The sequence below is a fragment of the Acinetobacter sp. YH12040 genome, from assembly GCF_013420005.1.
In the GTDB taxonomy this organism is placed as follows: domain Bacteria; phylum Pseudomonadota; class Gammaproteobacteria; order Pseudomonadales; family Moraxellaceae; genus Acinetobacter; species Acinetobacter amyesii.
The window spans coordinates 25,354-51,590 of record NZ_VOZB01000007.1; the positions used below are offsets into that span (position 1 = coordinate 25,354).

Sequence of the window (26,237 nt, forward strand, 5' to 3'; positions counted from 1 at the left end):
CCAATGTACCGCTAATTTTTAAGGATCCAACCCGATAAATGTTTCGAATTACGTCATTGTAATATCTCAGGCGAATAATTATTTTGAAATCAATCTCCCTCTATTTTCTGCATTACCTAAGTTCACTCGAATAGTGTGGTTTTAAACTTTTAGTAACATGACAAGCATGCCAGACCATCTGATTGATTGCGTGAAGTCATCTTTTGATTGCTGTTTTTTGAATGGTATTGATAAGCTATGATTCTGTGTTTTTAATTATTCCCCATAAAAAAGACTGAATCATTCAGTCCTTTTTACCTAGCCTTTTTATACATCTAGCTTTTTTACACCTAGATTAGCAAATAAAGTTAGTCCATATGCTCAATGATGACTTGTCCAAACTCCGAACAACGCAAGAGTTTTGCACCTTTCATAAGTCTTTCAAAATCATAGGTCACTGTTTTGGCTTCAATCGCCCCTGCAATACCTTTAATAATTAGATCTGCAGCTTCTGTCCAGCCCATATTTCGCAGCATCATTTCTGCAGACAGAATAATAGAACCTGGGTTTACTTTATCTTGACCCGCATATTTAGGCGCTGTGCCATGTGTCGCTTCATATACTTGCACAGCGCCACCAATATTGGCACCCGGTGCAATACCAATACCGCCAACTTCAGCCGCCAAGGCATCCGAAATATAGTCACCGTTTAAATTCAGGGTAGCAATAACTGAATAATCGGTCGGACGCATGAGAATCTGCTGTAAAAAAGCGTCCGCGATCACATCTTTAATCACGATCTCTTTGCCAGTTTTCGGATTTTTTATTTTGACCCAAGGACCACCATCTAGCAATTCACCACCAAAGCGCTCAAGTGCGACTTCATAGCCCCACTCTTTAAACGCTCCTTCGGTATATTTCATGATATTACCTTTATGCACCAAGGTGACATTCGGCTTATCATTATCAATGGCGAATTGAATAGCTTTCCGAACCAAACGCTGAGAACCTTCTTTAGATACAGGCTTAATACCGATACCGCAATTTTCCTCAAAACGAATCTTAGTAACACCCATTTCCTCTTTAAGAAATTTGATCATTTTCTTGGCTTCAGGCGAATCTGCTTTCCATTCGATCCCTGCGTAAATATCTTCTGAGTTCTCTCGGAAGATCACCATGTCTGTACGTTCAGGATGCTGAACAGGTGAAGGAACGCCCTTAAACCAACGTACTGGGCGCACACAGACGTAGAGATCTAATTCTTGACGTAGTGCAACATTTAGCGAACGAATGCCACCACCTACAGGCGTCGTTAACGGCCCTTTAATTGAAACCACAAATTCGCGTAAAGCCTCAAAGGTTTCTTCGGGCATATAGGTGCCATAAATTTTATTGGCTTTTTCACCACAATAGACTTCCATCCATTCTATGGCACGTTTTCCACCATAAGCTTTTTGTACTGCGGCATTCATCACGGTTTTCATCACTGGAGTGATATCAACACCAATACCATCGCCTTCAATAAATGGAATAATTGGATTATTGGGAACATTGAATGATAAGTCTGAATTTACGGTAATTTTTGTCCCATCCACTGGAACGACGATCTTCTGATAACCCATTTTTATGATCCTCCCTGAGAAGCGAGTGAAAAAATAATTGCTGTTTGATAAGACTTTTAATTGCGCTTCACGCATAATACTCTAAAGCAAATCTACCTTTTTTGAGATTTAGATGGGAAATAGCTGCATTTCCCTATTGAATAAATCTTAACCAATTTAAATTATTGTATTAATAGAAGTTATTTCCTATGAAAATCGTCATCTTAAACAAGCCATATGACGTGCTCTCCCAATTCCGTAAAGACGAAGCGCATATGACCATATCTGACTTCGTGGACGATCCTAGTCTACGTATTGCAGGTCGTTTAGATATGGACTCTGAAGGTTTGGTATTTTTAACTGATCATGGTGGTTTAAATCAGTACATTACCAACCCTGAAAATAAAAAGTTCAAAACCTACTTAGTGCAAGTCGATGGTGACATTACAGAAGAAGCGCTTGAACAATTACGTAAAGGCGTTGAGTTGAAAGATGGTATGACTTTGCCAGCCAAGGCCATTAAAGTGCAACAGCCAGAATGGTTATGGGATCGTGATCCTCCTGTACGTTTCCGTGCAAACATTCCAACCTCTTGGGTTGAAATCCAAATTTGCGAAGGCCGTAACCGTCAAGTTCGTCGTATGACTTCAGCAGTAGGTTTCCCGACTTTACGTTTAATTCGTACACGTATTGGTGCCATCGATTTAGTTCAATTGGGTTTAGAACCAGGTGAAACCAAAGAAATTGAGCCTTTACTGTACCCTGACTTTCAAAATGTACCTGCAGAAGAACCTTACCGTTCGCGCTCTTATGTGAAAAAACCAGGCGGTACAGGTGGTAAGCCAATGGTTCGTAAGAATAAAGATGGCTCAGTGAAAAAGTCAGGTACAAAACGTATCTGGCAAATGGATGAGAGCGAAAAACCCAAACGCCGTACCAATGGCACAACTCGTCCGAATACTAAAGCCCCTCGTGGCCGCGGTCGTAACGGACGTTGATAAAAAGCTTCAAAAATGGCCTACAATCTACGTAGGCCTTTACATTTTTTTATAAACCTAACAATTATTTAAGATTATTTTCATATTTCGACACTATAATAAGTTATAACAATATAAACGTTGATTATTTGAACTTCAAAAATGAGCAGCACATCTACACACAATAGAAGCAAAGTATTAATTATTCATGACAACCGAATTGGACATTTAAATCCTGCTCTCGCTGTAAGTGAAATGATTGAGAAGCGCTTTTTTCTACAATCTGAGCAGTTTGCAATTCCTACTTTACCTAAGCGTACAGTGAGCGTTTTTAAGAAACTGTCTAATTTCCCGAATTTGTTTCGCACGCTCGGGCGTTTATACTTTAAATTCTTACCAAGAAATTTAGAGCATATCGACGTTATCGTCTGTTCAGGTATGCCTAATTTAATTTATGCCGCTTATTTATCTCAACGTTTCAATATCCCACTTATTTATGCAGGCGGTACACGTAAATTTAATTGGCGACTTATTGATTGGACTATTACGACGATTCCAGAAGATCATTCTGGTAGACAAATCATTATTCCTACAGGTGCTGTACCTTCTAAAATTACTCGCTTAGCGCATATTCCGTCGAATCATGAAGCATGCCTGTTAATTGGTGGACCGACAAAAGAGTACCCTTTTACCCATCAAGACTTTGAAGAGATGATTCAGCAATTTGTTCAATTCGCAGATCACCATCAAATTCAGGCGTCAGTCGTATGTTCTCGTAGAACACCTGCGTTATCAGAACATGTGATTCAAATGTTAAAAGATAAAAATATTGAGCTTGTGAATACTTGTTCTAAAACTTCTATTTGCGATGTGTTAAAGCGAAGTGAATATATTTTTGTTACTGAAGATAGTGCAACGATGTTATCCGAATCAATCCAAACCGGTCGCATTGTTATTTCAGTTTGTCGTGAATATTCTGAAAAAGATGAAATTATTCAAAATTATTTAGATCTCGAATTAATACAACGTAAAACTATTGGGCAGATTACTGAAGCTGCATATATCAAGCCAAAATTAAATGCTCAACATATTGAACAAATCGTGACTCAACAACTTGCAGAAGATTTGAGGGCAAAATCTCAAGAACTGAGTTTTTATAAATGCCATGCAAAAAAAGCTGTTATCTATTAATTAAAAATTTTATTCGATAGAAATTAAAGCTCAAATTTTTAAAGTAATTTAATACGTTCAGTACATGAATGTTTTAATGACTATGGGCAAGAATAAATGCCGACAAGATACTAATCAATTAGAATTTCAACAATAAAACCCATACGAGTGTATGGGTTTTATCTAACAAGTTAATTAGATTTGCATTAAGCCTTCAACCACTTCTCAGCTTTAGCCTGATCTTCCACTTTAAGTTCAACTTCAGTTAATTCTGAACCTGCCGCTTTCACTTCAAAGCTCATCAGTTCATCGCGGCGAAATGCCAGTACGGTATAAGTTCCGTCTTGCTTGGCATATTTTTCTGCCAATTTAACCGTCGCTTTTAAACCATCAATTGCAATAATCACATCATTTGCAGACAAGCCAGCTTTTGCCGCTGCACCATCACGACGAGCAGACTGAACCAACACACCTTCAGGCTTATCGACCAGCTTTAAACCAAATGGCAATGATTTGTCATTTTTAAGCGTGTAGCTTAGGCCAAACTCAGGGAATAATTGGTCTAACGGCAATTCATCCGTAGTATTAATCAAATGATTGATTTGTTCTAACCAATCATCACCCGTCAATTCATTGCATAAATTGAAAATAGTCCGTTCATTCACTTGAATGCCGTTTTGTGCGTTTTCATATAGCTTGCGCATTAAGGCATCAAGACTTGAACCACGTAGGCGTAAGCCAAGGTCTAAACACAGCGCCACGAGGCAGCCTTTGTTGTAGTAACTGGTACCTGCATTATTTGAGTTTTCATCCTGACGGTAGAATTTCACCCATGCATCAAAGCTTGATTCAGCAACGGTTTGAATTTCACGACCCGGATTTTGCAAATAGCGATCAATTTGTGCTTTTAAAAGCTTGATATAAGAATCCTGATTAATCACACCGCTACGCAGTAAAATCAAATCATCATAATACGATGTAAAACCTTCAAAAATCCAAAGCAAAGAAGTGTAGCCTTCTTTGTTCAAATCATAATTCACAAAGTTTTCTGGACGGATAAATTTTACTAACCATGAATGGAAATATTCATGGCTGCATAACCCTAAGAAACGTTGATAATCTGCCGAAGGCTCTACAGGTTCATTGGCTTTTGGTAAATCATCACGCGGGCTAATTAAACTTGTACTATTTGGATGCTCTAAACCACCATAGCTATTGGCCGTTGCCATGGTCATAAAGGTATAGTCTTTAAATGGTGCTGAACCAAACATGGAAATTTCTGTCGAACAAATTTTTTCGATGTCTTGCTGCATACGCTGCGCGTTCATAGCATGTTTGCCCGACACCACAAATTCGTGTGGAATGCCGTTGGCTTCAAAACTGAAACGGGTTTGCTCCGCCAGTTCAAACGGTGCATCAATTAACTGAGCATAGTTATCTGCATATAAGGTATAACGACCTTTCACTAAACTTTTTGACTTTAATCCAGTCGCAAGTTGGAAATGCTTTAACTCGGGTGGCAAGAAAACTTCAACCTCAATGGCTGTATGTTCTTGGTCAACTAAACCTAAACATGCGCAAGCTGGATTGACGTATAAACGGCTTTGATCAACATAAGCACCACGGACCGACAAATCGAAGGCATATACATCATATTCAACCGTGATCAACTCATGATCTGTATTGAATAAGCGCCATTTATTTTTTTCAAATTTCTCAATTTGTAACAAACGCCCATCTTCATCATAAGCTCGAACAGCTTCGATATGCTTCGAAAATTCTCGGATTAAGTAACTTCCGGGAATCCAAGTTGGTAAAGAAAGCACCTGTGTTGGATTTGCCAAGAAACGTGCAGTGACATGGACTAGATGCTGACGATAATCGTCAAATTCGATTTGATAATGCAACATAATGGGCGATATAAAATTAGTAAAAGATAACTTATCAATTAGATTAACATTTTTTACAACTGAATGCGGAACTGTCGTAATTGTCTACAATTATGACTAGTCAGCAGAAAAAAAAAGGCATAGCATGCCTAAAAATTTTTTCGTTTTACCACCAACGGAATGGTTGGTTAAGGAACCTCATTGAAACACGTGATCTACCTCATCGCGCTGCTTAGTTTTCTATGCTCCACGATAGCAAATGCTGCCCTTTTAAATATTGTCCCTGAAACTGTTGAAGCTGAAGCTTGGACCATTTTAGACCCTCAGTCGGGTCAGGTGATTGCAGAACATAATAGCCATGTTCAGCGTGCCCCTGCTTCACTTACCAAAATGATGGTGGCTTATATTGCTTTAAAGGAAATTAAAGCAGGTCATTTAAAGAAAAATGAAATCCTAACCGCAACCCCAGTTGTACAAGTGGTTCAATGGGATGAATCACAAATGTATCTCAAAGCTGGTGAACAAATTTCAGTTGATCAGCTTTTGGCAGGTCTTGTGGTCATGTCTGCCAATGATGCCGCTGTGACTTTAGCTGAACGCATTTCTGGTGATATTCCAAAATTTATTGAACGCATGAACAAAGAAGCTAAAGCTCTGGGCATGAATGATACCAATTTTCAAAATCCAGCCGGTATTACCATGCCAGAACATTATTCATCGGCGGCTGACCTTGCACGTTTAGGGCAAGCACTGGTGACTGAAACACCTGACTATTTGAATTATTCTAAACAACAAAGTTTTAGTTATAATCACCGTTTCCACCATGCAACTAATATTTTACTCAAACAAGATCCTACCGTTGATGGCTTAAAAACAGGTTTTACTAAAGCTGCAGGTTATAATTTAGCTTTAACAGCCAACCGTTTGATCGCGAATCCTGACGCGCCAGAACGTCGTTTGATTGTTGTGGTATTAGGGGCAAAAAGTGGATTAAAACGTGCAGAAGTAGCACACAACCTCATGAACTTGGCTTATACCTATACACGTAATGAAGTTGCAATCAAAGATAAGCAATTAATTGCAGAATTACCTGTGGTTAAATCAACCTTGAAAATATTTAAGGTAGAAACTCAACAACCTAAGCTGATTACTACTTCACTTTATGATCAAGCTTATGCCATCGATTTAAAAGCGTTTGACCCTACGCAGCAACGTATTCTTTTAAATACCGGCAATGGTCAAATTCAAGCCATTGAACCACTTCATGAAACGCAGACTAAATTGAGTGTTGAAGTGAAGGAAAAAGAACTTACTGCGCCTTTGGCTGAAGTGATGAAATTAGCGACCGTTACGGTTTATCAAAATAACCAACTGATTAATACCTTTGATATTGAAGATGACGTGCAAATTGAAGAAGCCAATATTTTTGAGCGTTTCATGATGTGGATCAAAGGTCTTTTTAGCATGTTTAATACTGATTCAGCAGAAGTTAAAACCTACCCTCTAGGTCAATGATGTGATTATGTAACTTGTAAGACAATTCGTTATTCGTGCAAAAAAGAAGATGGCATACTCGTGCCATCTTCTTTTTTTTCAACAATAATAAAATAGGTAATTCAATGAATAACGCTGATGACTCCAAGTTACACCATATTGTCATTGTCGGTGGTGGTGCCGGTGGTTTAGAACTGGTCACTCAACTCGGTGATTTACTCGGGAAAAAAAAGAAAGCACGCATTACCCTTGTTGACATGAAACTCACGCATGTCTGGAAACCCCTTTTACATGAAATTGCCGCAGGGACTATGTCGGTTAGTGAAGAAGAAATTAACTACTATGCACATGCTGCGAAGCATCATTATGAGTTTGTCTTGGCTAAGTTTGAGAATGTTTATCCTACTGAAAAAACCATTCAGCTTAGCAAAGTCCAACAAGGTAAATATGAATCTACTCAAGAACAACTGCAACTGAGTTATGACACCCTTGTTCTTGCTTTAGGCTCAGTTTCCAACGATTTCAACACGCCGGGCGTGTATGAACATTGTCACTATTTGGACAGCCTGCAACAAGCTGAAATCTTCCAACAAGATCTCTTACAGTTGTATTTGGATGCACAAAATAGTAATACAGCACGTGAGTTGAAAATTGCCATTATTGGCGCAGGTGCAACGGGTGTTGAACTTTCAGCAGAATTGGTTGAAGCCAAACATAATTTTTATAAATATGGTTTAAATAAAATTCATCCTCAAAGCGTACAGATCAATTTGATTGAAGGTGCTGATCGGATTCTGCCTGCACTCCCTGAAAAAATGGCCGAGCATGCACAGCAGCAATTACAACGCATGAAAATTGAGGTCTTAACTTCTAAACGTGTGGAAAAAGTCGATGCTGAACATGTTTATTTTAATGATGGAAGCAAAATTAAAGCCGAACTAAAAGTTTGGGCGGCAGGCATTAAAACACCAGAAGTAATTTCTAAACTTGAAGGCTTTGAAAAAGACCGGATGGGCCGTTTAAGTGTGTATGCAACACTACAAACCAAAGCACACCCAGATATTTTCGCGTTTGGTGATTGTGCACATTGCCAACCGCGTGCAGATGAGCCTGTCCTCGGCCCACGCGCTCAAGTTGCTAGCCAACAAGCGTCATTTCTCGTGGATTGCTTAAAGGCGCGTATCCGTGGTCAGCAACTCCCGATGTTCGTATTTTCAGACAAAGGTTCCTTAGTCTCATTAAGTAAACATAAAGCAGTAGGTGAACTTTTAGGTCAGGTTAATGTTCAAGGCTTTGTTGCCAAATCAATGTACGTTTCACTTTATCGACTGCATCAAGCTACAATTTACGGCTATGCACATGCAGGACTATTAACGGCTAAAGATTTTGTTACACGAAAAATTGCGCCTAAAATTAAATTGCATTGAAATTTACAGATTTGCCCCGATTAATGAAAAAATCATCATAAACATTTAAAAATTGCATTTTTTTGATAAATTTAGTCTACAAAAGTGCAATTTCACTTTATGATGTAACCCTTAAAAAATTGAATGGATCAATAACATGACTGCTATTGCAAATAACTCTGTGGTTTCTTTCCACTACACATTGACTAATGCAGAGGGTGAAACTCTCGACCAATCTCAAGGTGAGCCACTAGCATATTTGCACGGCGCTGGTAACATCATTCCAGGTCTTGAAAAAGCTCTTTTAGGCAAAACAGTTGGTGAAAAATTCACTGTAACTGTACCTGCTGCCGAAGGTTATGGCGAATACAACCCTGATCTCGTTCAAGAAGTTCCTGCTCAAATGTTCCAAGGCGTGGATAATATCCAACCAGGTATGCAATTCCAAGCTCAAACTGATGACGGCGTTCAAATCGTGACAGTTAAAGCGGTTGAAGGCGACAACGTTGTTGTTGATGCGAACTTTCCACTTGCTGGTCAAGATTTAACTTTCGAAGTTGAAATCGTTGAAATCCGTGAGGCTTCTGCTGAAGAACTTGAACACGGTCACGTACACGGTGCAGGCGGTCACCACCACTAAGATCTTCCAATCTCTAGTGCAAGAAGGCAAAGTTTTTACTTTGCCTTTTTTATTGCGCCTGATATAGGTATGCCATATAAGAACTTTTCAAACTATTAATTACAAAAAAGCAGGCCACGGCCTGCTTTTTAAAACGGATAATTAATTCTTATGAATTAACGACGTTGGTTATAAATCTGCTGCGCTGCAGGTAGATTTTTACGCATCGCTTCAATACGTTGTGAGTTTGATGGATGCGTAGACAGGAATGATGAACCTCCCGCACCTTCAAGCTTGTTCATTTTTTCCCAAAGCGTAATCGCCGCTTGTGGGTTATAACCTGCACGTGCCATTAACATTAAGCCACCTTGGTCTGCACGGCTTTCCAAAGAACGTGAATAAGGCAGACCTATACCAATTTGACTACCCAACTGCGCGGCCGCAGTACCCAATTGACCGACATTATTGCCTGCGGCACTTAAACCAATATTCAGCGCAAGATCCGTTAAGGCTTGAGCACCCAATTTACTTTTTGCATGTTCTTCAAGAGCATGGACCATTTCATGTCCCATAACTGCTGCAATTTCTGCATCGGTTAAATTCAGTTTATTGACGATACCTGTATAAAATACAACTTTACCGCCTGGAGCTACAAAGGCATTGACTTGATCAGATTTCATAACCGCCAATTGCCATTGGAACGCTTGACCCGTTTGGTTCATTTGGTCTGCATAAGGACGCAGTTTTTGGAATACAGTATTAATGCGCTTATATGTACTCGAAGAGGTATCGAGCTGATTTTTAGAACGCGCATCTGTCACCATTTTGTTATAACTTTGTGTTGCTTGCGCGTTCAATGTAGCAGTATCCGCTCCTGCCATATCTGCCACTGTCGCACAGCCCGAAATCGTCATTACACCGGCCATACACAGGCTCGTTAGAATTATTTTTTTCATTAAGGATACTCCAGACCATTAAAATATAAGTGAATTTATGGATATTATATTCTTATGGTTTGGAGCTTAAAACGAAGTTATAGCGACTTATAATAGTATTTATGTAATTTTTTTAAGCTGAAAATTGAAGAACCAACCAATAGATTAAACAAACCACATTCAAGCCCAAATACACATGCATTAATGGCTTAATTTTTTCCTCTAACTGCACATTTTTTCGCTTAAAAAATAGGATAGCATTTTGTATCAAAACTATGGGCACAAGAATACAGGCAATAATCACCGACAACCCAATCAGGGCTTGATAAATTAATTGTGGATCTTGAGTTTGGGCACGAATGATCATCATAGCAATAGTGGGTGCTCCCCCCATCGCAAATAATAAAGAATAAAAAATGGTGGTCGAAATATTCTTTTGCATCCTGCACTTCTCTTCCTAATTCAAATTGCATTTTAGCAACTCAACACAATGTGTATAGCGTACTAAAATGCAACTTTAGTCTTGAAAACCGCAGATATTAACGACGTACACTCGATGGTGTCGCATTTTTATAATATTGCTGCGCTTCCGGCATCATTTTTTGCATAGCAGCAATACGGTCATTATTGCTTGGGTGTGTAGACATAAATTTGCTCAGTGCGTCGTTGCCACTGTTATCATTCGCATTCATTTTTTTCCACAATGAAATCGCCGCTTCTGGATTGTATCCAGCCTTTGCCATCATCACTAGGCCACCTTTATCCGCGCGACTTTCCAAATTACGTGAATACGGCAAGCCCACACCAAATTGACTCCCCAAGTCAAGCAAGGTTGCACCATAGCCACCTGCTGCATTACCTACGTATTGTGAACCTATACTCACTGCAAGATTGGTCAGTGCTGAAGCGCCAATTTTATTTTTTGCATGTTCTTCTAAAGCATGAACCATTTCGTGACCCATGATTGCTGCGACTTCATCATCCGTCAGTTTGAGGGTTTCGACGATTCCTGTATAGAAAACAACTTTCCCGCCGGGTGCAACATAGGCATTGATTTCTTTAGATTTAATAACGGCAACTTTCCAATCAAAAGCCTGACCCGTTTGATTCATCTGATCTGCAAATGGTTTCATTTTCCAGAAAACACGGTTTACTTTTTGATAAGTCGCAGATTTGGTATCGAGCACTTGTTTGGTCTGTGCGTCTTTCAGCATTGCGTTATAAGACTGTGTTGCCTGTAAGTTCAAAGATGCAGAATCAGCACCTGCAAGATCAGCAATCGTGGTACAACCTGATAAAGAAGCTGCTACGGCAAAGCATGCCAAAGATTTTTTATAATTCATCATGATCTCTAGTTATTTATAAAGAGTGTCAAATATATACAAAAAATTGACTGACTCAATATTTTTATGCTTATTTTTTTCAAAATCTTTATTTTTCCATTATTTAAATTTAATATCTGATGTTACCCCGTAAAAATAATTTCACATTTTTTAAATACTTTTAAGTATATTCAACGCAGTCTTACATCTTGGGTTTAAATACAGGGATTAGCCTTCGGCTGGAGGTACTCTTACGAAACATTGTTTCTCATTCTGCAAAATGATAAGCGTGCTTCGCAAGGGAACCTTCTTGCGGTGCAATGCACCTCACCGACAAAACTCGTTCACTAGTGTCAAAATATTTACAGTATTGCAAAAACATTTTTAATTAAAAGTAGTCCTGTCTCAAACACTTGCGGATGAATTATCGCGTATCATTCTTTTATTTGAATCAAATGGCACTTCGGATGTTACTGAGTACTATCAGTTTATAATACATGCCATTTTTTGAAGTTATGTTCTTCGCTATATAAAAAAAGCCCCGCTTTCGCGAGGCTTTTACATCTTAATTCAACAGCACATTATGCGTCGAATGGATGACGTAATACGATTGTTTCATCACGGTCTGGACCAGTTGAAATGATGTCGATTGGACATTCAATCAATTGCTCTAAACGTTTCACGTAGTTAATTGCATTTTGTGGCAATTGATCTAGTGATTTCGCACCGAAAGTAGATTCAGACCAACCAGGCATAGTTTCGTAGATTGGTTTTAAAGTTTCAAATGCAAGCGCATCAGAAGAACCTACACAACCAGAATCAGCTGCTTCGTAACCTACACAGATTTTCACTTCTTCTAAACCATCTAGAACGTCTAATTTAGTTAAGCAAATACCAGAAAGTGAGTTTACTTCTACTGAACGACGTAGAATTTCAGCATCGAACCAACCACAGCGACGTTGACGGCCTGTAGACGCCCCAAATTCAGAACCCACTGTACCCAAGTGTTTACCGATTGCATCACCAACATCGTTAGCAGCATCATAAACAAGTTCAGTTGGGAACGGACCAGCACCTACACGAGTTGTGTACGCTTTAGTAATACCCAATACATAGTCAAGGTGTAATGGACCAAGACCTGAACCTGAGCTTACGCCACCAGCAGTTGTATTTGAAGATGTAACATACGGATATGTACCGTGGTCAACGTCAAGAAGTGAACCTTGCGCGCCTTCAAACATGATTTTCTTACCTGCTTTACGGTAAGCATGAAGTTCGCCAGTCACGTCCATCACCATAGGTTCGATGACTTTACGCCATTCGTCACATAGAGCGATTACATCTTCAACTTTAACGGCTTCAACACCGAAGAATTGAGTCAATTGGAAGTTATGGTATTCAAGAAGCTCTTCTAGTTGAGCTTTAAGATGAGCACCACCACGAACCAAGTCAGCAACACGGATTGCACGACGAGCCACTTTGTCTTCGTATGCAGGACCGATACCACGACCTGTAGTACCAATTTTCGCATTGCCACGTTTTTTCTCACGTGCTTGGTCAAGGGCGATATGGTGTGGAAGGATCAATGGGCAGTTTGGAGAAATACGTAGACGTTCACGTACAGGCACGCCTTCTTTTTCTAAAACTTCCATTTCGTGGATTAAAGCTTCAGGTGATAAAACAACACCATTACCAATTAAGCACAATACGTTGTCACGTAAAATACCAGATGGAATGAGGTGTAATACAGTTTTCTTACCACCAACCACAAGTGTATGACCTGCGTTGTGTCCACCTTGATAGCGAACTACCGCAGCCGCTTGATCTGTGAGCAGGTCGACGATCTTACCTTTACCTTCGTCGCCCCATTGGGTACCAAGTACCACAACATTCTTGCCCATAATAGCCTCATTGCATCATGCTGTTAAAATTGGAAAAAACGTGTGTGCCCGCAGGCACATCCGCGATTAAATTTGTTTGATTGTCCACTCGCCATTTGCATTCACCAACTGGTGCGTTGCATACGGTGCTGAGCTTAAATCATCATTACCTAACAATTGAACCACACTGAATCCTTCGGTACGTGCTGCCTCAATTGCCTTTAATAAATCTGCTTCGATGCCTTTTGGTGCAACCAAAACTTGGCTTTTCTGAACTTGACCTGCAGTTAATGCATATAGGTCACAAGAAAAACCTGTCGCTGGACGCGCGCGACCGAAGTGTTCACCAATACCGTCATAGCGACCGCCTTGAGCCAATGGCGCAGCACGGTTTGGTGCATATACGGCATACATTAAACCAGTGTGATAATGATATGAACGAAGTTCAACCACATCGATACCAATGTGTAAGTCTGGCCAACGAGTTTGGATTGCCGCTTGAGTCGATTTCACTGCATCAAATGCAAGTTTAAATGCTTCGTTATTTAAAACTTCAGCACTTAAATTTGCTTGTAACGCATCTAAATCACTTGCAAAACGACCTAATGTATAGAAGTCATCACCATTTGGAATGCTTTGTGTGAATTCAGCAAGTTCAGGTAAAGCTTTACGTTGATACAAGTCAGATAACTGACGTTCAACCGCTTTGCTCAAGCCAGCTTGTTTCACCATGCTGCGGAATAAACCGACATGCCCTAAATCAAGATGGATACCATCTGCATGACCTGCTTTAGCAAGCAAGTTGATCATGACATCAATCAATTCAACGTCAGCATCAATGCTGTCTGAACCAAATAATTCTGCACCTAACTGTAAAGGTGCACGTGTGGTATTAAAACCCTGTGGCTTAGTATGTAGTACTGTACCAGCGTAGCAATAACGAGCTACACCTTCGACAGGATGTACATGCGCATCAATACGAGCCACTTGTGGTGTCATATCGGCACGCACACCAAGCAAACGACCTGAAAGTTGGTCGATCACTTTAAAAGTGGCTAAGTCTAAATCTTGATTCGATTCTGAAAGAGAAGATAGAGATTCGATGTATTCAATGAATGGCGTGTACACCAACTGATAACCTCGAGATGCGAGGAAATCTAATGCTTCACGACGCAAAGATTCAATCACTTGCGCCTGTTCTGGCAGTACATCAGCTACACCATCAGGTAATAACCATGTCTCTGAAATGGGCATGTTGTAAACCTAAATTCTTGTCAGCGCGGAACAAATCCGCATAAAAAAATCGGGAGCACACCCGATTTCTCCTAGTTTAGCACGATAGTTTTACGCTTGCACACGACTTTTTCATAAAAGATGATTCAGCATTCATTACTTCATCTACAGCTTTAACTTTTACAACTAAATATATGTTTATGCTTATATTTTAAAATCCTGTGAACGTTATTTTTTAACCATTTGATAAAAAATAATAAGCGTCCTACTTTCTATAGATGAAGTTTTAAACAAAGTTATAAATATGATCAGGCTCAATAACTTAATTTAAGACACGAACATCAATCCAATGGAAGCGCTGTAGTTTGTTTAACGGCCTGTAACGGTATCTCTGTTTTTACATTTTGCACACTGGCAATCTGCGTTAAATGATGAATCTGAAACTTTCGATAGGCTTCTAAATCTGCCACGACGATACGTAAGAAAAAGTCACAATCCCCTGCCATGAGTTGACATTCAACCACCTCAGGCATCGTTTGAATCGCTGCGACAAAATCATTCACGGTTTTTGCATCTTGACCTTTTAGCCAAATCCGCGCAAATACCGTTAAACTTAAATTCAATTTTGACTGATTCAGTAAAGCCACATATTTCTCAATATAGCCTTCATCTTCTAGTTGCCTAACCCGTCTCAAACACGGCGAAGGTGATAAACCAACTAGTTGGGCCAATTCATTATTTTGTAGTTTTCCATTTTGCTGTAATGCTTGCAAAATGCGTTTATCTATCTGATCCATCAATAAAGGCACTAAATTTCACAATAATCTTTATTTTAGCAATTTTATTGCACAATAAAAGCAATCTTCCATAAAATAGCTGCCAAATTCTGCTCAGATATCCATAAAATATTGCTTTCGATCTCGCTTCATGGAAAACGTCATGGTGATGTTTAGACAAAGTACACTCAATCATACCCATTCAGAGCATTCTATTGAGTTTAAACGAGGTCTAAAAACATCTATTCCAATGCTGCTGGGCATTATTCCTTTTGCATTAGTTTTGGGTGCTCAGGCAACACATAAAGGCTTTTCTAGTTTAGAAGTTCCGCTTTTGACTGGCCTTAACTTTGCCGGTGGTTCTGAATTTGCCATTTTGGAAGTTTGGACCAATCCCCCTAATATTCTCATGCTGATGTTTATTACGTTTTTAGTGAATAGTCGGCACCTATTAATGGGGGCGAGCCTTGTCCCGTATTTACGACATCTACCGAATCGTAAGGTTTATACCGCTTTATTTTTTATGTGCGATGAAAGTTGGGCTGTGGGTTTGGCTGATGCGCAAAAAAAATCTAATGTTTTGGGAATTCAGCGCGCCTTTAGTTTGATGTTCTATGCAGGCTTATGCTGTGCTCTATATTTGATGTGGGTTGGCTTTACCATGCTAGGGGCAATGATCGGGCCGATACTTGGCGATATTAGTCGACTTGGTTTTGATATGGCCTTCCCTGCTGTATTTCTTGTTTTACTGCGTGGCATGTGGAAAGGCTTTAAAGCGGCGCGTCCATGGCTGGTCAGTTTGATTGCCGCATCTTTGGCTTACTTGTATCTCCCTGCGGGCTGGTATGTTCCGATTGGCGCAGTTACTGGCATTGCTTCTGCATTTTTCCTAATTGGAGATGATGCATGATCCACACTAGCACCGTGATCGCGATTCTATTTATAGCCTTAACCACTTACCTGACCCGCATCTTGGGTTATATGTTACTGAAAAACCGTAGCCTCACCAACAAACAACGTCAAATTATGGAAGTTGTTCCCGGCTGTGTATTGATCTCAGTGATTGCGCCCTATTTTGTCAAAGATCATCCTGCTGATTTAATCGCGATGGCCATTACGCTATTTGCAGCATCACGTTTTTCGTTATTGCCTACCGTTGTGATTAGCATGCTTTCAGCAGCAGTATTAAGACAAATTTTGATTTAACTAAGTAATACGCGATCATGTTTTGAATAACGAAAGAACTACGATTTAAACCCAATGATGATGAATATTAGGAATCATCTTATTGGATAAAAAATACCCATACCTTGAGATCACATGCTTCATGCAGATATCGAGGTGTGGGCAGTCTTTTGTATTTTTTTGATTAGCTTTGATCAGTCTTAACCACTTTTGCCAAAAGGTTCACCAACTCTGCATTTTGCAATTCAACTTGCTGTAATTTGTGAGTGGTTTGATCTAATACTTCTTGCTGGATATGCATTTTCTTTGCAAGATCTTGCATAATTTCCAAGGTCTTTTTCAGGTTGGCTTCTAAATGCACCACTTTTTCTTCAAGTGGCAAGGTTTCATGCGCGGTAGATTGCGATACGTCACGATTAAACTGTAGCCAAATTAAAAATATAACCGCCAGCGCCAATAATAAAATAAATCCCCAAAGTAACATCAACATCATGCTCAATACTCTTTATATATTTCTTTGACTTTCATCTTAAACAATAAATTGGCTGTGCTTGAATATTTTTTAAAGTTTTTCAATATTTTCGAGCCATATGTAGGTCATTAAGCATGATTTTTCATCTAATTTTAGAAAATAAAAAACACCTACAGGCTAGTAGATGTTTTTACATTGGATATGTTTGAATTTTTATAGAGAATGAAAACTTTCACATAAATCGAGCAAGCGGTTCGCATAACCCCATTCATTGTCATACCATGCGAAAACTTTTGCTTGTTTTCCTACCACCATGGTTTGATTCAAATCGACAATCAATGAATAAGGTGAATGATTAAAATCACTTGATACCAAAGGTTCATCGGTTACTGACATAATTTCATGATAATCAAAACGTGCAGCTTTGCTTAACACTGCATTTAACTCATGCTTGGTGATAAGCGATTGGGACAAAAAACTTAAATCGATTGCAGCGACATTGATCGTCGGTACACGTATCGAATAGCCATCGATTCGATCTTCCATTTTCGGCATCACCCGTTTCAATGCCCCTAGAGCTGAAGACGTCGTTGGAATAATATTTTGACCCGAAGCTCGCGCACGACGTAAGTCACGATGTGCATGATCCAATACAGACTGATCCGCAGTCACAGCATGAATTTCTGTCATGAGTGCTGTGTCTATACCAAAGGCATCATCAATAATTTTGACTAAAGGCACCAAAGCCTGCGTGGTACACGACACACTCGAAATAATTTGATCCGTCGCTTTGACTTCATGATGATTAACACCATACACAATCGCAGCATCAACACTGTCAAACGGCGCCGCACCAATAATCACACGTTTGGCACCGGCACCAATATGTTGTGTGGCTGCCTCTCGCGATCTAAATAAACCTGTGCATTCGAGTACCACATCGACATTCAGTTGCTGCCAAGGCAAAAGATTCGGCTGTGCTTCATTTAAAACTTGCACTTTGAGATGCGCTTGAGCACAAGAGATATCTAGAAAAATAGCGCCATCTTGCTCAAGAATTTCGACTTGGCCTGCAAAACGACCATGCGTGGTGTCATATTTAAACAAATGCACCATGGTTTCCACATCAGCGACATCATTTATGGCAACAATTTCATAATGAAATTCTTTTGGATTTTCAAACCAAGCGCGTAATACATTGCGTCCGATTCGACCAAATCCATTAATTGCCACTCGCTGCATGACTTACCCTTCATTTTGAAACAGTTATAAAGCGCTTATATATTAAAGGATTTCAACAATAATTCGTAATCATTAATTCTCTTAATACTTATTAAAATGGGTGTTGAGTGAAAATATTCAAAATAGCTTTTCGACTTTATAATGAAGAAAAATATTCTATAGACTATAAATCACAATGATGAAGCAAACACTACAACCATTTTATTTGTTCTGGCAAAAGCTTAAACCTACAAAGCTCTTTTACGCTTCCATCTCAATATTTTTGATATTTTTATTAGGTTCAACCGAGACTACAGCGCAAATATATCAACACTGTTCATCAGCGGAGATACAAAAATTACAACGCCTATTCTCAGACAATAATTCCTCCAATGCCAATGAACCTGTATTTCAGGACTGCATTCAACTTCAGCATAGTCGTCGATTATTAGCCCTTTCTAGTAATGCGACTGACGTGATTCAGGACAATGCGGGCAATTATGATCTAAAGCTTTATCTTATAGATAAAGGCACATTTCAAGTACTAAAAGTATTTAAGTCACCTAAAGGCATTGTGCCTACGACACGTTTAGATAATGTTCAATTTGATCTCACTCCCTATGCAAAAGATCAGGACTTGGTGGGTATTGCTTTAAAACAATCGCACATAGGCGGTATTCATTCATCAAGACGATTGCTTTACCTTTATGCCATTCAAACTGATTCAAAAATTTTAGCTGTCTTAAATGGACTAATGACCAACTACAACAGCAGTACACAAAGTGCTTGTGATGACTGGAATACTGAAGAATTGAAGCGCACCTTACACATCAGCAATCAAACCCATAAGGGCTTCCCTATTTTCTTAATCAAAGAGTCGAGCATTAGCAGCCATTACAATCACAAAAACTGCAAAGCGTCCGCTGAACATGACCAAGGTCGTTATCAGCTCAAATTTAATGGCAAGGAATACCCCATTCAACACATAAAAAAGACAGATCCTGACTTATAAGCTGATTAATTCACGCCTTTAAAATTTGAAAATGCGTTTAGGATTTAAGTAAAATTTCATCTTAAATTTATAAATAAACCAAAGTACCATTGAGTAAAAACTGCCAAAATTTTCACAACCATAATGAAAATGAATCAATTCAAATGAATTATATAAAAAGTCATATAGTTCATTGAAAATCATTGGTCGCTACACCTTTTTCCGTTATAATTTAGCGTTTTTAAATTTTATGTCAGCATCTCAAGCCAGCTTTAAAATTTTGTAAGACTTGCTTGATAGGCTATTACCAAATCGAAATTAGGAGAGACTTGGTTGTGAGTACTCGTTTTATGACATCAGCTGAAATTCGCGAAGCTTTTTTAAGCTACTTTGAATCGCAAGGGCATACACGTGTCGCGTCGAGTTCTCTGGTACCTGCCAACGACCCAACACTATTGTTCACAAATGCTGGTATGAACCAGTTTAAAGACTGCTTCCTTGGTCTTGAAAAACGTGACTACGTTCGTGCTACATCTTCACAAAAATGTGTCCGTGCCGGCGGTAAACACAACGACCTAGACAACGTTGGTTATACAGCACGTCACCACACGTTCTTTGAAATGTTGGGTAACTTCTCATTTGGTGACTACTTCAAACGTGATGCCATCACATTTGCTTGGGATTTCTTAACCAACGAAAAATGGTTAGGTCTGCCAAAAGATAAACTATATGCCACTGTTTACCATACAGATGACGAAGCATTTGATATCTGGAACAAAGAAATTGGTCTAGACGCTTCACGCATTATCCGTATCGGTGACAACAAAGGCGAAAAATACGCTTCAGATAACTTCTGGGCAATGGGCGATACAGGTCCTTGCGGTCCATGTTCTGAAATCTTCTTTGACCATGGTGACCACATTTGGGGCGGCTTACCGGGCACTCCTGAAGAAGATGGCGATCGTTTCATCGAAATTTGGAACAACGTATTCATGCAGTTCAACCGTACTGCTGATGGTGTGCTGCATGCCCTTCCTGCACCTTCTGTAGATACAGGTATGGGCCTTGAGCGTATTTCTGCAGTTTTACAGCATGTAAACTCAAACTACGAAATCGACCTATTCCAAAACCTACTCAAAGCTGCTGCTGAAATCATTGGTTTAGATACCACTGAACTTGAAGCAAAAGCGCAAGCAGAAAACAAACCAGTTGAATACCCTGCTTCACTTAAAGTTGTGGCTGACCATGCACGTTCTTGCTGCTTCTTGATTGCAGACGGTGTTAACCCGTCTAACGAAGGCCGTGGCTATGTACTTCGCCGCATTATTCGCCGTGCAGTTCGTCATGGTAATAAATTAGGTGCGACTGGTTCATTCTTCCACAAAATGTTGCAGCCGCTGATCGACGTGATGGGTGCTGCTTATCCTGAACTTGCTGCACAGCAAGCACGTATCGAAGCTCAGCTTTTAAAAGAAGAAGAACAATTTGCAAAAACTTTAGAGCAAGGTTTGAAATTGCTTGAAGGTGAATTGGCTCAACTTAAAGGTTCAGTGATTCCAGGTGAAACTGTATTTAAACTTTACGATACTTACGGCTTCCCAACTGACCTTACAGCAGACATTGCACGTGAACGTGATTTAACCATTGACGAAGCTGGTTTCGAAGTTGAAATGGCCGCTCAGCGTCAACGTGCGCGTGATGCAGGTAAATTTGCTGTCGACTACAATTCAATTGTGAAAGTTGAAGGCGAGACTCAATTTGACGGCTATGACGCAACTCAAGGCCAAGGTCAAATTGTTGCAATCTACAAAGACGGCGAACAAGTTGATGAAGTTTTTGAAGGTGACGAAGCGCTGATCGTTCTCAACCAAACACCTTTCTATGCAGAAAGTGGCGGTCAAGTTGGCGATACAGGTATCTTCAAAAACGAAACTGGTATTTTTGAAGTTCAAGACACCAAAAAATCAGGCGGCGCTTTTGTACACCAAGGCATCGTGACCATGGGTAACTTAAAAGCAGCTCAAGCAGTTGAGGCTATTGTTAAAGCGGATATCCGTGAAGCAACTTCACGCAACCACTCTGCAACTCACCTATTACATGCAGCACTTCGCCAAGTTTTAGGTACGCACGTACAGCAAAAAGGTTCATTGGTTGCAAGCGAACTTTTACGTTTTGACTTTGCCAATGACCAACCTGTTTCATTTGAACAGCTTCAAGAAATTGAACGCATTGTCAATGCCGAAGTGATTGCCAATACTGCTGTTTCAACTGAACTTTTAGATATCGATGCGGCTAAAGAAAAAGGCGCAATGATGTTGTTCGGTGAGAAATACGGTGACGAAGTACGTGTACTTTCAATGGGTACAACCAAAGATGAGAAAAACTTCTCTATCGAACTTTGTGGCGGTATTCACGTAAAACGTACAGGTGACATCGGCCTATTCAAGATCACTTCTGAAGGTGGTGTTGCTGCAGGCGTACGTCGTATTGAAGCCGTTACTGGTACTAAGGCAGTTGAAGCTGCGCAAAAAGCTGATCGTGACATTCATGCAATTAACGACTTGCTGAAAGCGCAAAAAGATCAAACTTTAGAAAAAGTTGAAGCTTTATCTCACACAGCATCTAGCTTGCAAAAGCAAATTGAGCAATTAAACCAAAAACTAGCGAGCTTCCAAGCCGCTGAGTTATTGAGTCAAGTTCAAGAGATTGCTGGCCGCAAAACATTAATCACCACGGTTCAAGGTGTAGATGCGAAATCACTTCGCAACTTGCACGACGGTGTGAAATCTAAGTTAGACAATGCTGTGATCGTGATCGCAGCGGTTGATGCCGACAAAGTGAGCCTCATTGCTTCGGTTGCTAAAGAATACACTGCTGCTGTAAAAGCAGGTGACATCATCAAACACCTTGGTCAAGAACTTGGCGGTAAAGGTGGTGGTAAACCTGATATGGCTCAAGGTGGTGCGCCTTATAGCGACAAACTTGAAGCGGTAATGACTGACCTCGTTGCATGGTTAGCTGCAAAATAAGACCAAAAGTCCTATAGCTCAAAGTGACTCACCTCCTTTGAGCAAATCAACAGGTTTAAGCAGTGTGTTTTTTAATGCTGGATCCTGCTTAAACATTGTTGATGCGTGAAAGCGCAAACTCAATCATCATGTTGAAACCAATATTCAACCTCTGGCTAAATGATGAAAATGGAGTCTAAAAGGCTGGGTTCATGTGAATCCCCTGCAGACACAAAGTATCTATTTGAACTCCTCCTACCTTGGAGTTCATGAGCTACGTGGTATATTAAAATCGCGCTGAAGTGCGGTCTTAAAATATGTGTAAGTGCTTTAAGTCTTTAGACTTATTTACTTGGTAAGGATAGTTATGGCATTAATCGTTCAAAAATATGGCGGTACCTCAATGGGTACTCCAGAGCGCATTTTAAATGTTGCTCGTCGTGTAAAGCGTTGGCATGATCACGGTCACAAAGTTGTGGTTGTTGTATCTGCAATGAGTGGCGAAACCAATCGTCTACTTGCTTTAGCGAAAGCCATTACCGAAACCCCTGATCCACGCGAATTAGACCAAATGGTGTCTACGGGTGAACAGGTAACGATTTCTATGTTAGCAATGGCACTTAACTCTATTGGTGTTGAAGCTAAATCACTTACAGGCCGTCAAGTCGGTATTAAAACCGACAGCGCATTTACCAAGGCGCGTATTGAAGCGATTGATACGGATGTATTGACTTCAAACCTTGACGCTGGACGTGTCATTGTAGTGGCAGGTTTCCAAGGCTTTGATGCCGAAGGTAACACTACGACTCTAGGTCGTGGTGGTTCTGACACTTCGGGTGTTGCATTGGCCGCCGCACTTAAAGCTGATGAGTGTCAGATTTACACAGACGTTGATGGTGTTTACACCACTGACCCTCGTGTCGCTCCAAAAGCGAAAAAAGTTGATCGTATTTCTTTTGAAGAAATGCTTGAAATGGCATCACTTGGCTCTAAAGTCCTTCAAATTCGTTCTGTAGAATTTGCCGGTAAATACCAAGTGCCTTTACGCGTATTATCAAGTTTTGATAATGACGATGATGGCGCATTCGACGAAAACTTTAAACAAAACGTCGGGACACTAATCACCACTGAAGCGGAAGACAACATGGAACAACCAATCATCTCAGGTATCGCGTTCAACCGTGATGAAGCTAAATTAACTATTCTTGGTGTACCGGATAAACCAGGTATCGCTTCAAACATCCTTTCACCAATTGGTGATGCCAATGTTGAAGTGGATATGATTATCCAAAACGTTGAAGAAGACGGCACAACTGATTTCACATTTACAGTTAACCGTAGTGAATTATCAAAAGCGAAAGCTATTCTTGAAGCGACTGCACAAGAAATTGGTGCACGTGAAGTTGCAACTCGCGCAGACATCGTAAAAGTATCAATTGTTGGTGTTGGTATGCGCTCACACGCAGGTGTTGCAAGCAAAATGTTTACTGCTCTTGCAAAAGAAGGCATTAACATTTTGATGATTTCGACTTCTGAAATCAAAATTTCAGTGATCATCGATGAGAAATACTTAGAGCTTGCTGTACGTGCTCTACACACGGCATTCGGTCTAGACCGTGAAACAGGTGAATCAAGCGCACGTGCTTAATTAACCTTGCTGTGTGTCAAAATTTGTCATTGTTAGACAGATTTTGAAAAACATCGTAAAAATTCAGAGCCACTATAGTTTTTTTTATAGTGGCTCTGTTATATTAAACCTGAGGATTTTAAAATTTACTCAGTTTGCGACTGTCACAATGATTGTTTCAGATGCACTGCTAAATTTTTTGCTTTTACAAGTTATGAATTTTACATAACAGATCATTTGCAGGTTTTGCATTTTGCAAGGAGAGAAACATGCTGATTCTGACTCGTCGTGTCGGAGAAACATTAATGATTGGAGACCAAGTTAGCGTGACTGTACTTGGTGTTAAAGGTAATCAGGTTCGTATTGGCGTGAATGCTCCAAAAGAAGTATCTGTTCATCGTGAAGAAATTTACCAACGAATTCAACATGAACGCGCAATGCACGAACATCTCCAAAACATTGATCAAGAATATCAGCCATCTTTTGAAGAAACTGATTATTCCCAAAATAACTATAATCGCTAAGATTTAAGTTGTTTAAATCATAAAGCGGCTCATTAGGCCGCTTTAAATTTATCTAGAACATGCTTTTACTATTTACGATCAGCTTTGCTTTATTACTGCCCTTCTAGAACTTTACGTACGGGACCAAAACTGCGGCGATGTTCATCAATCACCCCATACTGCGCAATTGCTTCAAAGTGTGCTTTGGTTGGATAGCCCTTGTGTTTTGCAAAACCATACTGTGGATATTTTGCATCTAGTTCAACCATTTCATGGTCTCGAGTCACTTTTGCCAAAATACTCGCAGCCGAAATCTCTGGATGAATCGCATCTCCGCCTACCACAGCATCACAGCTCATCGCTAAACCAGCTGGGACTTTATTACCATCGACCAGCACGTGTTCTGGCTGTACATTGAGTTTTTCCACTGCACGACGCATTGCAAGTAATGATGCTTGCAAAATATTGATCTCATCAATTTCTTGTGCAGAACTTTCAGCAATCGCCCAAGCCAAGGCTTTTTCTTGAATCTCAATAAATAACTTTTCACGTTTTTTTTCAGTGAGTTTCTTAGAATCGTTTAAACCTTCAATCGGGTTATTTGGATCTAAAATGACAGCTGCCGCAACAACCGAACCCACCAATGGACCGCGACCCGCTTCATCTGCACCAGCAATTTTCATATATCTCTCACTCAAAATAAAATACGACCCTTAATTTGGATTTGCTAATACTCAGCAATACCAATGTCTGGGTCGTATAAATTGTTTTAAATCTCAGTTTTTAAATGTTTCGATCACGCAAGCATTTAAAGTATTTGTCACAATTTTAGCCGCAAGATTTGCTTGTGAAGTTTTATCCATTGCTGCTACAACCAAATCCGTTGCAGTCACGCTAGTTGTCGCTTTCTCGCCTACACATGAACACACTTCAGTTTGTAGTTCAGATTTTTGAGTTTCTGTTAATAGCTTTGAACCTGTTTTCCAGTAGCTGTTGTTATTTAGCTCAGTCACGCATTTCGCTTGAACACCTACTTTAACAGCCATCATTGCCAAGCTGTTTGCTGAAGTTGTACCTGTAGATGTACTTGTACCTGTTGTACCAGTCGCAGCACATGCAGAAAGTACAAGCGCTAATGGCGCTAGAACAGCAACTAATTTTTTCACGAATATTTCCTTTGTTCTGTTAATTAACGCGCATATTGTGCCCCAAATCACACACCATCTGATATGACTATTTAAAATAAATTCGGTAGTTGTGTAGTTAATCATCAAAGCCTGTGTTGCATATTCACAACACAGTGTCCCGATTTTAAACGACGCATATTTTTGTGGCCTGTATTAGAATCTGCATAAGATTGGACGCTTAAATAATCAACATGAGCAATAACACACAATACTACACTCGAACAGCTCAGGTCTTACATTGGCTGATGGCGATCATATTCATCGTGGCATGGTTAATTGGCTTTTATAGTGGTAATTTTCTGAGTTATGACGTCGATGGCAGCTTTAAAGGGCAAGTCATTACCCTCCATAAAAATATTGCGACTACGATTATTTTTTTAGTGGTGATACGAATCTTTTGGCGCTATACCCACCCCACACCTGAATTACCTGACAGTATGTCATCCGGCATGAAAACCTTGGCACATTTGGGTCATTTAGCACTGTATTTTGTACTACTGGCTTTACCGATTACAGGTTGCTTATTTAGCTGGAGTGCAGGTCACCCTGCCCCTGTCTTGTATTTGTTTGAAATACCACGCTTGGTCCAAGATAATCCTGAATTACTTGCCATCGTGAAACCGCTACATATTTGGATTTCTTGGGCAGCAGGCTTGCTCTTAGTCGGTCATATTTTGGCAGCACTGAAACATCATTTTATTGATAAAGACCATGTGCTCAAAAGCATGACACGACAACCAAAACCCTAATAAAGACAAAATA

The 26,237-nt window shown here is 39.9% G+C and carries 24 protein-coding genes; 12 read left to right on the forward strand and 12 right to left on the reverse strand.

The genetic code is table 11. The features are described from left to right. Window positions 1-347: 347 nt before the first annotated feature. Complete coding sequence (gene icd / locus FTT99_RS09465) at window positions 348-1,601, reverse strand: NADP-dependent isocitrate dehydrogenase (protein ID WP_180161413.1); 1,254 nt, start codon at window positions 1,599-1,601, stop codon at window positions 348-350. Between the two features lie 188 nt (window positions 1,602-1,789). Here icd and FTT99_RS09470 point away from each other — a divergent pair, with 188 nt between their 5' ends. After that, the gene (locus FTT99_RS09470; protein WP_078194376.1) at window positions 1,790-2,578 is read left to right on the forward strand and encodes an rRNA large subunit pseudouridine synthase E; all 789 of its coding nucleotides are present in this window, start codon (window positions 1,790-1,792) and stop codon (window positions 2,576-2,578) included. 141 nt (window positions 2,579-2,719) lie between these two features. Next, window positions 2,720-3,748 (forward strand): ELM1/GtrOC1 family putative glycosyltransferase, encoded by a 1,029-nt coding sequence (locus FTT99_RS09475; protein WP_180131423.1) that lies wholly within the window; start codon window positions 2,720-2,722, stop codon window positions 3,746-3,748. A gap of 185 nt (window positions 3,749-3,933) precedes the next feature. Here FTT99_RS09475 and FTT99_RS09480 read toward each other — a convergent pair whose 3' ends face one another. Beyond that, on the reverse strand, window positions 3,934-5,637 hold the full coding sequence (locus tag FTT99_RS09480) for a M61 family metallopeptidase (RefSeq protein WP_180131426.1): 1,704 nt from the start codon (window positions 5,635-5,637) through the stop codon (window positions 3,934-3,936). A 180-nt stretch (window positions 5,638-5,817) separates the two neighbouring features. On the opposite strand from FTT99_RS09480, the gene FTT99_RS09485 reads away from it, so the two are divergent. From FTT99_RS09485 to FTT99_RS09495, 3 genes are all read left to right on the forward strand, one after another. Beyond that, window positions 5,818-7,131, forward strand: a complete 1,314-nt coding sequence (locus tag FTT99_RS09485; RefSeq protein WP_180161415.1) for a D-alanyl-D-alanine carboxypeptidase PBP6B — start codon at window positions 5,818-5,820, stop codon at window positions 7,129-7,131. Between the two features lie 104 nt (window positions 7,132-7,235). After that, the gene (locus FTT99_RS09490) at window positions 7,236-8,537 is read left to right on the forward strand and encodes an NAD(P)/FAD-dependent oxidoreductase (RefSeq protein ID WP_180131431.1); all 1,302 of its coding nucleotides are present in this window, start codon (window positions 7,236-7,238) and stop codon (window positions 8,535-8,537) included. Between the two features lie 136 nt (window positions 8,538-8,673). Further along, window positions 8,674-9,156, forward strand: coding sequence for a peptidylprolyl isomerase (locus FTT99_RS09495; RefSeq protein ID WP_078194383.1), 483 nt, complete (start codon window positions 8,674-8,676; stop codon window positions 9,154-9,156). A gap of 155 nt (window positions 9,157-9,311) precedes the next feature. Here the strand turns inward: FTT99_RS09495 and FTT99_RS09500 are convergent, their stop codons facing one another. From FTT99_RS09500 to FTT99_RS09525, 6 genes are all read right to left on the reverse strand, one after another. Beyond that, complete coding sequence (locus tag FTT99_RS09500; protein ID WP_078194384.1) at window positions 9,312-10,091, reverse strand: M48 family metallopeptidase; 780 nt, start codon at window positions 10,089-10,091, stop codon at window positions 9,312-9,314. 112 nt (window positions 10,092-10,203) lie between these two features. Further along, entirely contained in the window at window positions 10,204-10,512 is a 309-nt protein-coding gene (locus FTT99_RS09505) for a hypothetical protein (RefSeq protein ID WP_180113969.1), read from the reverse strand. A 97-nt stretch (window positions 10,513-10,609) separates the two neighbouring features. Beyond that, the gene (locus FTT99_RS09510; RefSeq protein WP_078194387.1) at window positions 10,610-11,413 is read right to left on the reverse strand and encodes a M48 family metallopeptidase; all 804 of its coding nucleotides are present in this window, start codon (window positions 11,411-11,413) and stop codon (window positions 10,610-10,612) included. Window positions 11,414-11,973: 560 nt separating this feature from the next. Further along, window positions 11,974-13,293, reverse strand: a complete 1,320-nt coding sequence (locus FTT99_RS09515; RefSeq protein WP_078189071.1) for an adenylosuccinate synthase — start codon at window positions 13,291-13,293, stop codon at window positions 11,974-11,976. A 66-nt stretch (window positions 13,294-13,359) separates the two neighbouring features. Beyond that, window positions 13,360-14,526 carry an ATP phosphoribosyltransferase regulatory subunit gene (locus tag FTT99_RS09520; protein WP_180131434.1) on the reverse strand — a complete coding sequence of 389 codons (1,167 nt, stop codon included), beginning with the start codon at window positions 14,524-14,526 and terminating at the stop codon, window positions 13,360-13,362. A 320-nt stretch (window positions 14,527-14,846) separates the two neighbouring features. After that, window positions 14,847-15,302 (reverse strand): Lrp/AsnC family transcriptional regulator, encoded by a 456-nt coding sequence (locus tag FTT99_RS09525; RefSeq protein ID WP_078194390.1) that lies wholly within the window; start codon window positions 15,300-15,302, stop codon window positions 14,847-14,849. Window positions 15,303-15,444: 142 nt separating this feature from the next. Between FTT99_RS09525 and FTT99_RS09530 the strand changes: the two genes are divergently transcribed. After that, a complete protein-coding gene (locus tag FTT99_RS09530; RefSeq protein ID WP_180131456.1) occupies window positions 15,445-16,191 on the forward strand; it encodes an AzlC family ABC transporter permease in 747 nt (248 codons plus the stop codon). Beyond that, window positions 16,188-16,487: an AzlD family protein gene (locus FTT99_RS09535; protein WP_180128765.1), complete on the forward strand. Its 300-nt coding sequence runs from the start codon at window positions 16,188-16,190 to the stop codon at window positions 16,485-16,487. The genes FTT99_RS09530 and FTT99_RS09535 overlap by 4 nt, the downstream gene beginning before the upstream one ends. A gap of 163 nt (window positions 16,488-16,650) precedes the next feature. On the opposite strand, the gene FTT99_RS09540 is transcribed toward FTT99_RS09535, so the two are convergent. Together FTT99_RS09540 and FTT99_RS09545 are read right to left on the reverse strand one after the other, a co-directional pair. Continuing rightward, window positions 16,651-16,953 carry a hypothetical protein gene (locus tag FTT99_RS09540; protein ID WP_078189224.1) on the reverse strand — a complete coding sequence of 101 codons (303 nt, stop codon included), beginning with the start codon at window positions 16,951-16,953 and terminating at the stop codon, window positions 16,651-16,653. Window positions 16,954-17,151: 198 nt separating this feature from the next. Next, window positions 17,152-18,180 carry a type I glyceraldehyde-3-phosphate dehydrogenase gene (locus tag FTT99_RS09545; RefSeq protein WP_180131437.1) on the reverse strand — a complete coding sequence of 343 codons (1,029 nt, stop codon included), beginning with the start codon at window positions 18,178-18,180 and terminating at the stop codon, window positions 17,152-17,154. A gap of 175 nt (window positions 18,181-18,355) precedes the next feature. On the opposite strand from FTT99_RS09545, the gene FTT99_RS09550 reads away from it, so the two are divergent. The 4 genes from FTT99_RS09550 to csrA all read left to right on the forward strand — a co-directional run bounded on the left by FTT99_RS09550 (window position 18,356) and on the right by csrA (window position 24,309). Further along, on the forward strand, window positions 18,356-19,171 hold the full coding sequence (locus FTT99_RS09550; protein ID WP_180161417.1) for a hypothetical protein: 816 nt from the start codon (window positions 18,356-18,358) through the stop codon (window positions 19,169-19,171). Between the two features lie 314 nt (window positions 19,172-19,485). Beyond that, window positions 19,486-22,179 carry an alanine--tRNA ligase gene (gene alaS / locus FTT99_RS09555; protein ID WP_180131443.1) on the forward strand — a complete coding sequence of 898 codons (2,694 nt, stop codon included), beginning with the start codon at window positions 19,486-19,488 and terminating at the stop codon, window positions 22,177-22,179. Window positions 22,180-22,525: 346 nt separating this feature from the next. Beyond that, a complete protein-coding gene (locus FTT99_RS09560) occupies window positions 22,526-23,806 on the forward strand; it encodes an aspartate kinase (protein ID WP_078194395.1) in 1,281 nt (426 codons plus the stop codon). A 248-nt stretch (window positions 23,807-24,054) separates the two neighbouring features. Further along, window positions 24,055-24,309, forward strand: a complete 255-nt coding sequence (gene csrA / locus FTT99_RS09565) for a carbon storage regulator CsrA (RefSeq protein WP_078189080.1) — start codon at window positions 24,055-24,057, stop codon at window positions 24,307-24,309. Window positions 24,310-24,401: 92 nt separating this feature from the next. Here csrA and rnhB read toward each other — a convergent pair whose 3' ends face one another. Further along, entirely contained in the window at window positions 24,402-24,971 is a 570-nt protein-coding gene (gene rnhB / locus FTT99_RS09570) for a ribonuclease HII (RefSeq protein WP_180095066.1), read from the reverse strand. A gap of 93 nt (window positions 24,972-25,064) precedes the next feature. Beyond that, entirely contained in the window at window positions 25,065-25,454 is a 390-nt protein-coding gene (locus tag FTT99_RS09575; RefSeq protein ID WP_078189082.1) for a hypothetical protein, read from the reverse strand. Window positions 25,455-25,666: 212 nt separating this feature from the next. On the opposite strand from FTT99_RS09575, the gene FTT99_RS09580 reads away from it, so the two are divergent. After that, on the forward strand, window positions 25,667-26,224 hold the full coding sequence (locus FTT99_RS09580) for a cytochrome b (protein ID WP_180106855.1): 558 nt from the start codon (window positions 25,667-25,669) through the stop codon (window positions 26,222-26,224). Window positions 26,225-26,237: the final 13 nt, after the last annotated feature.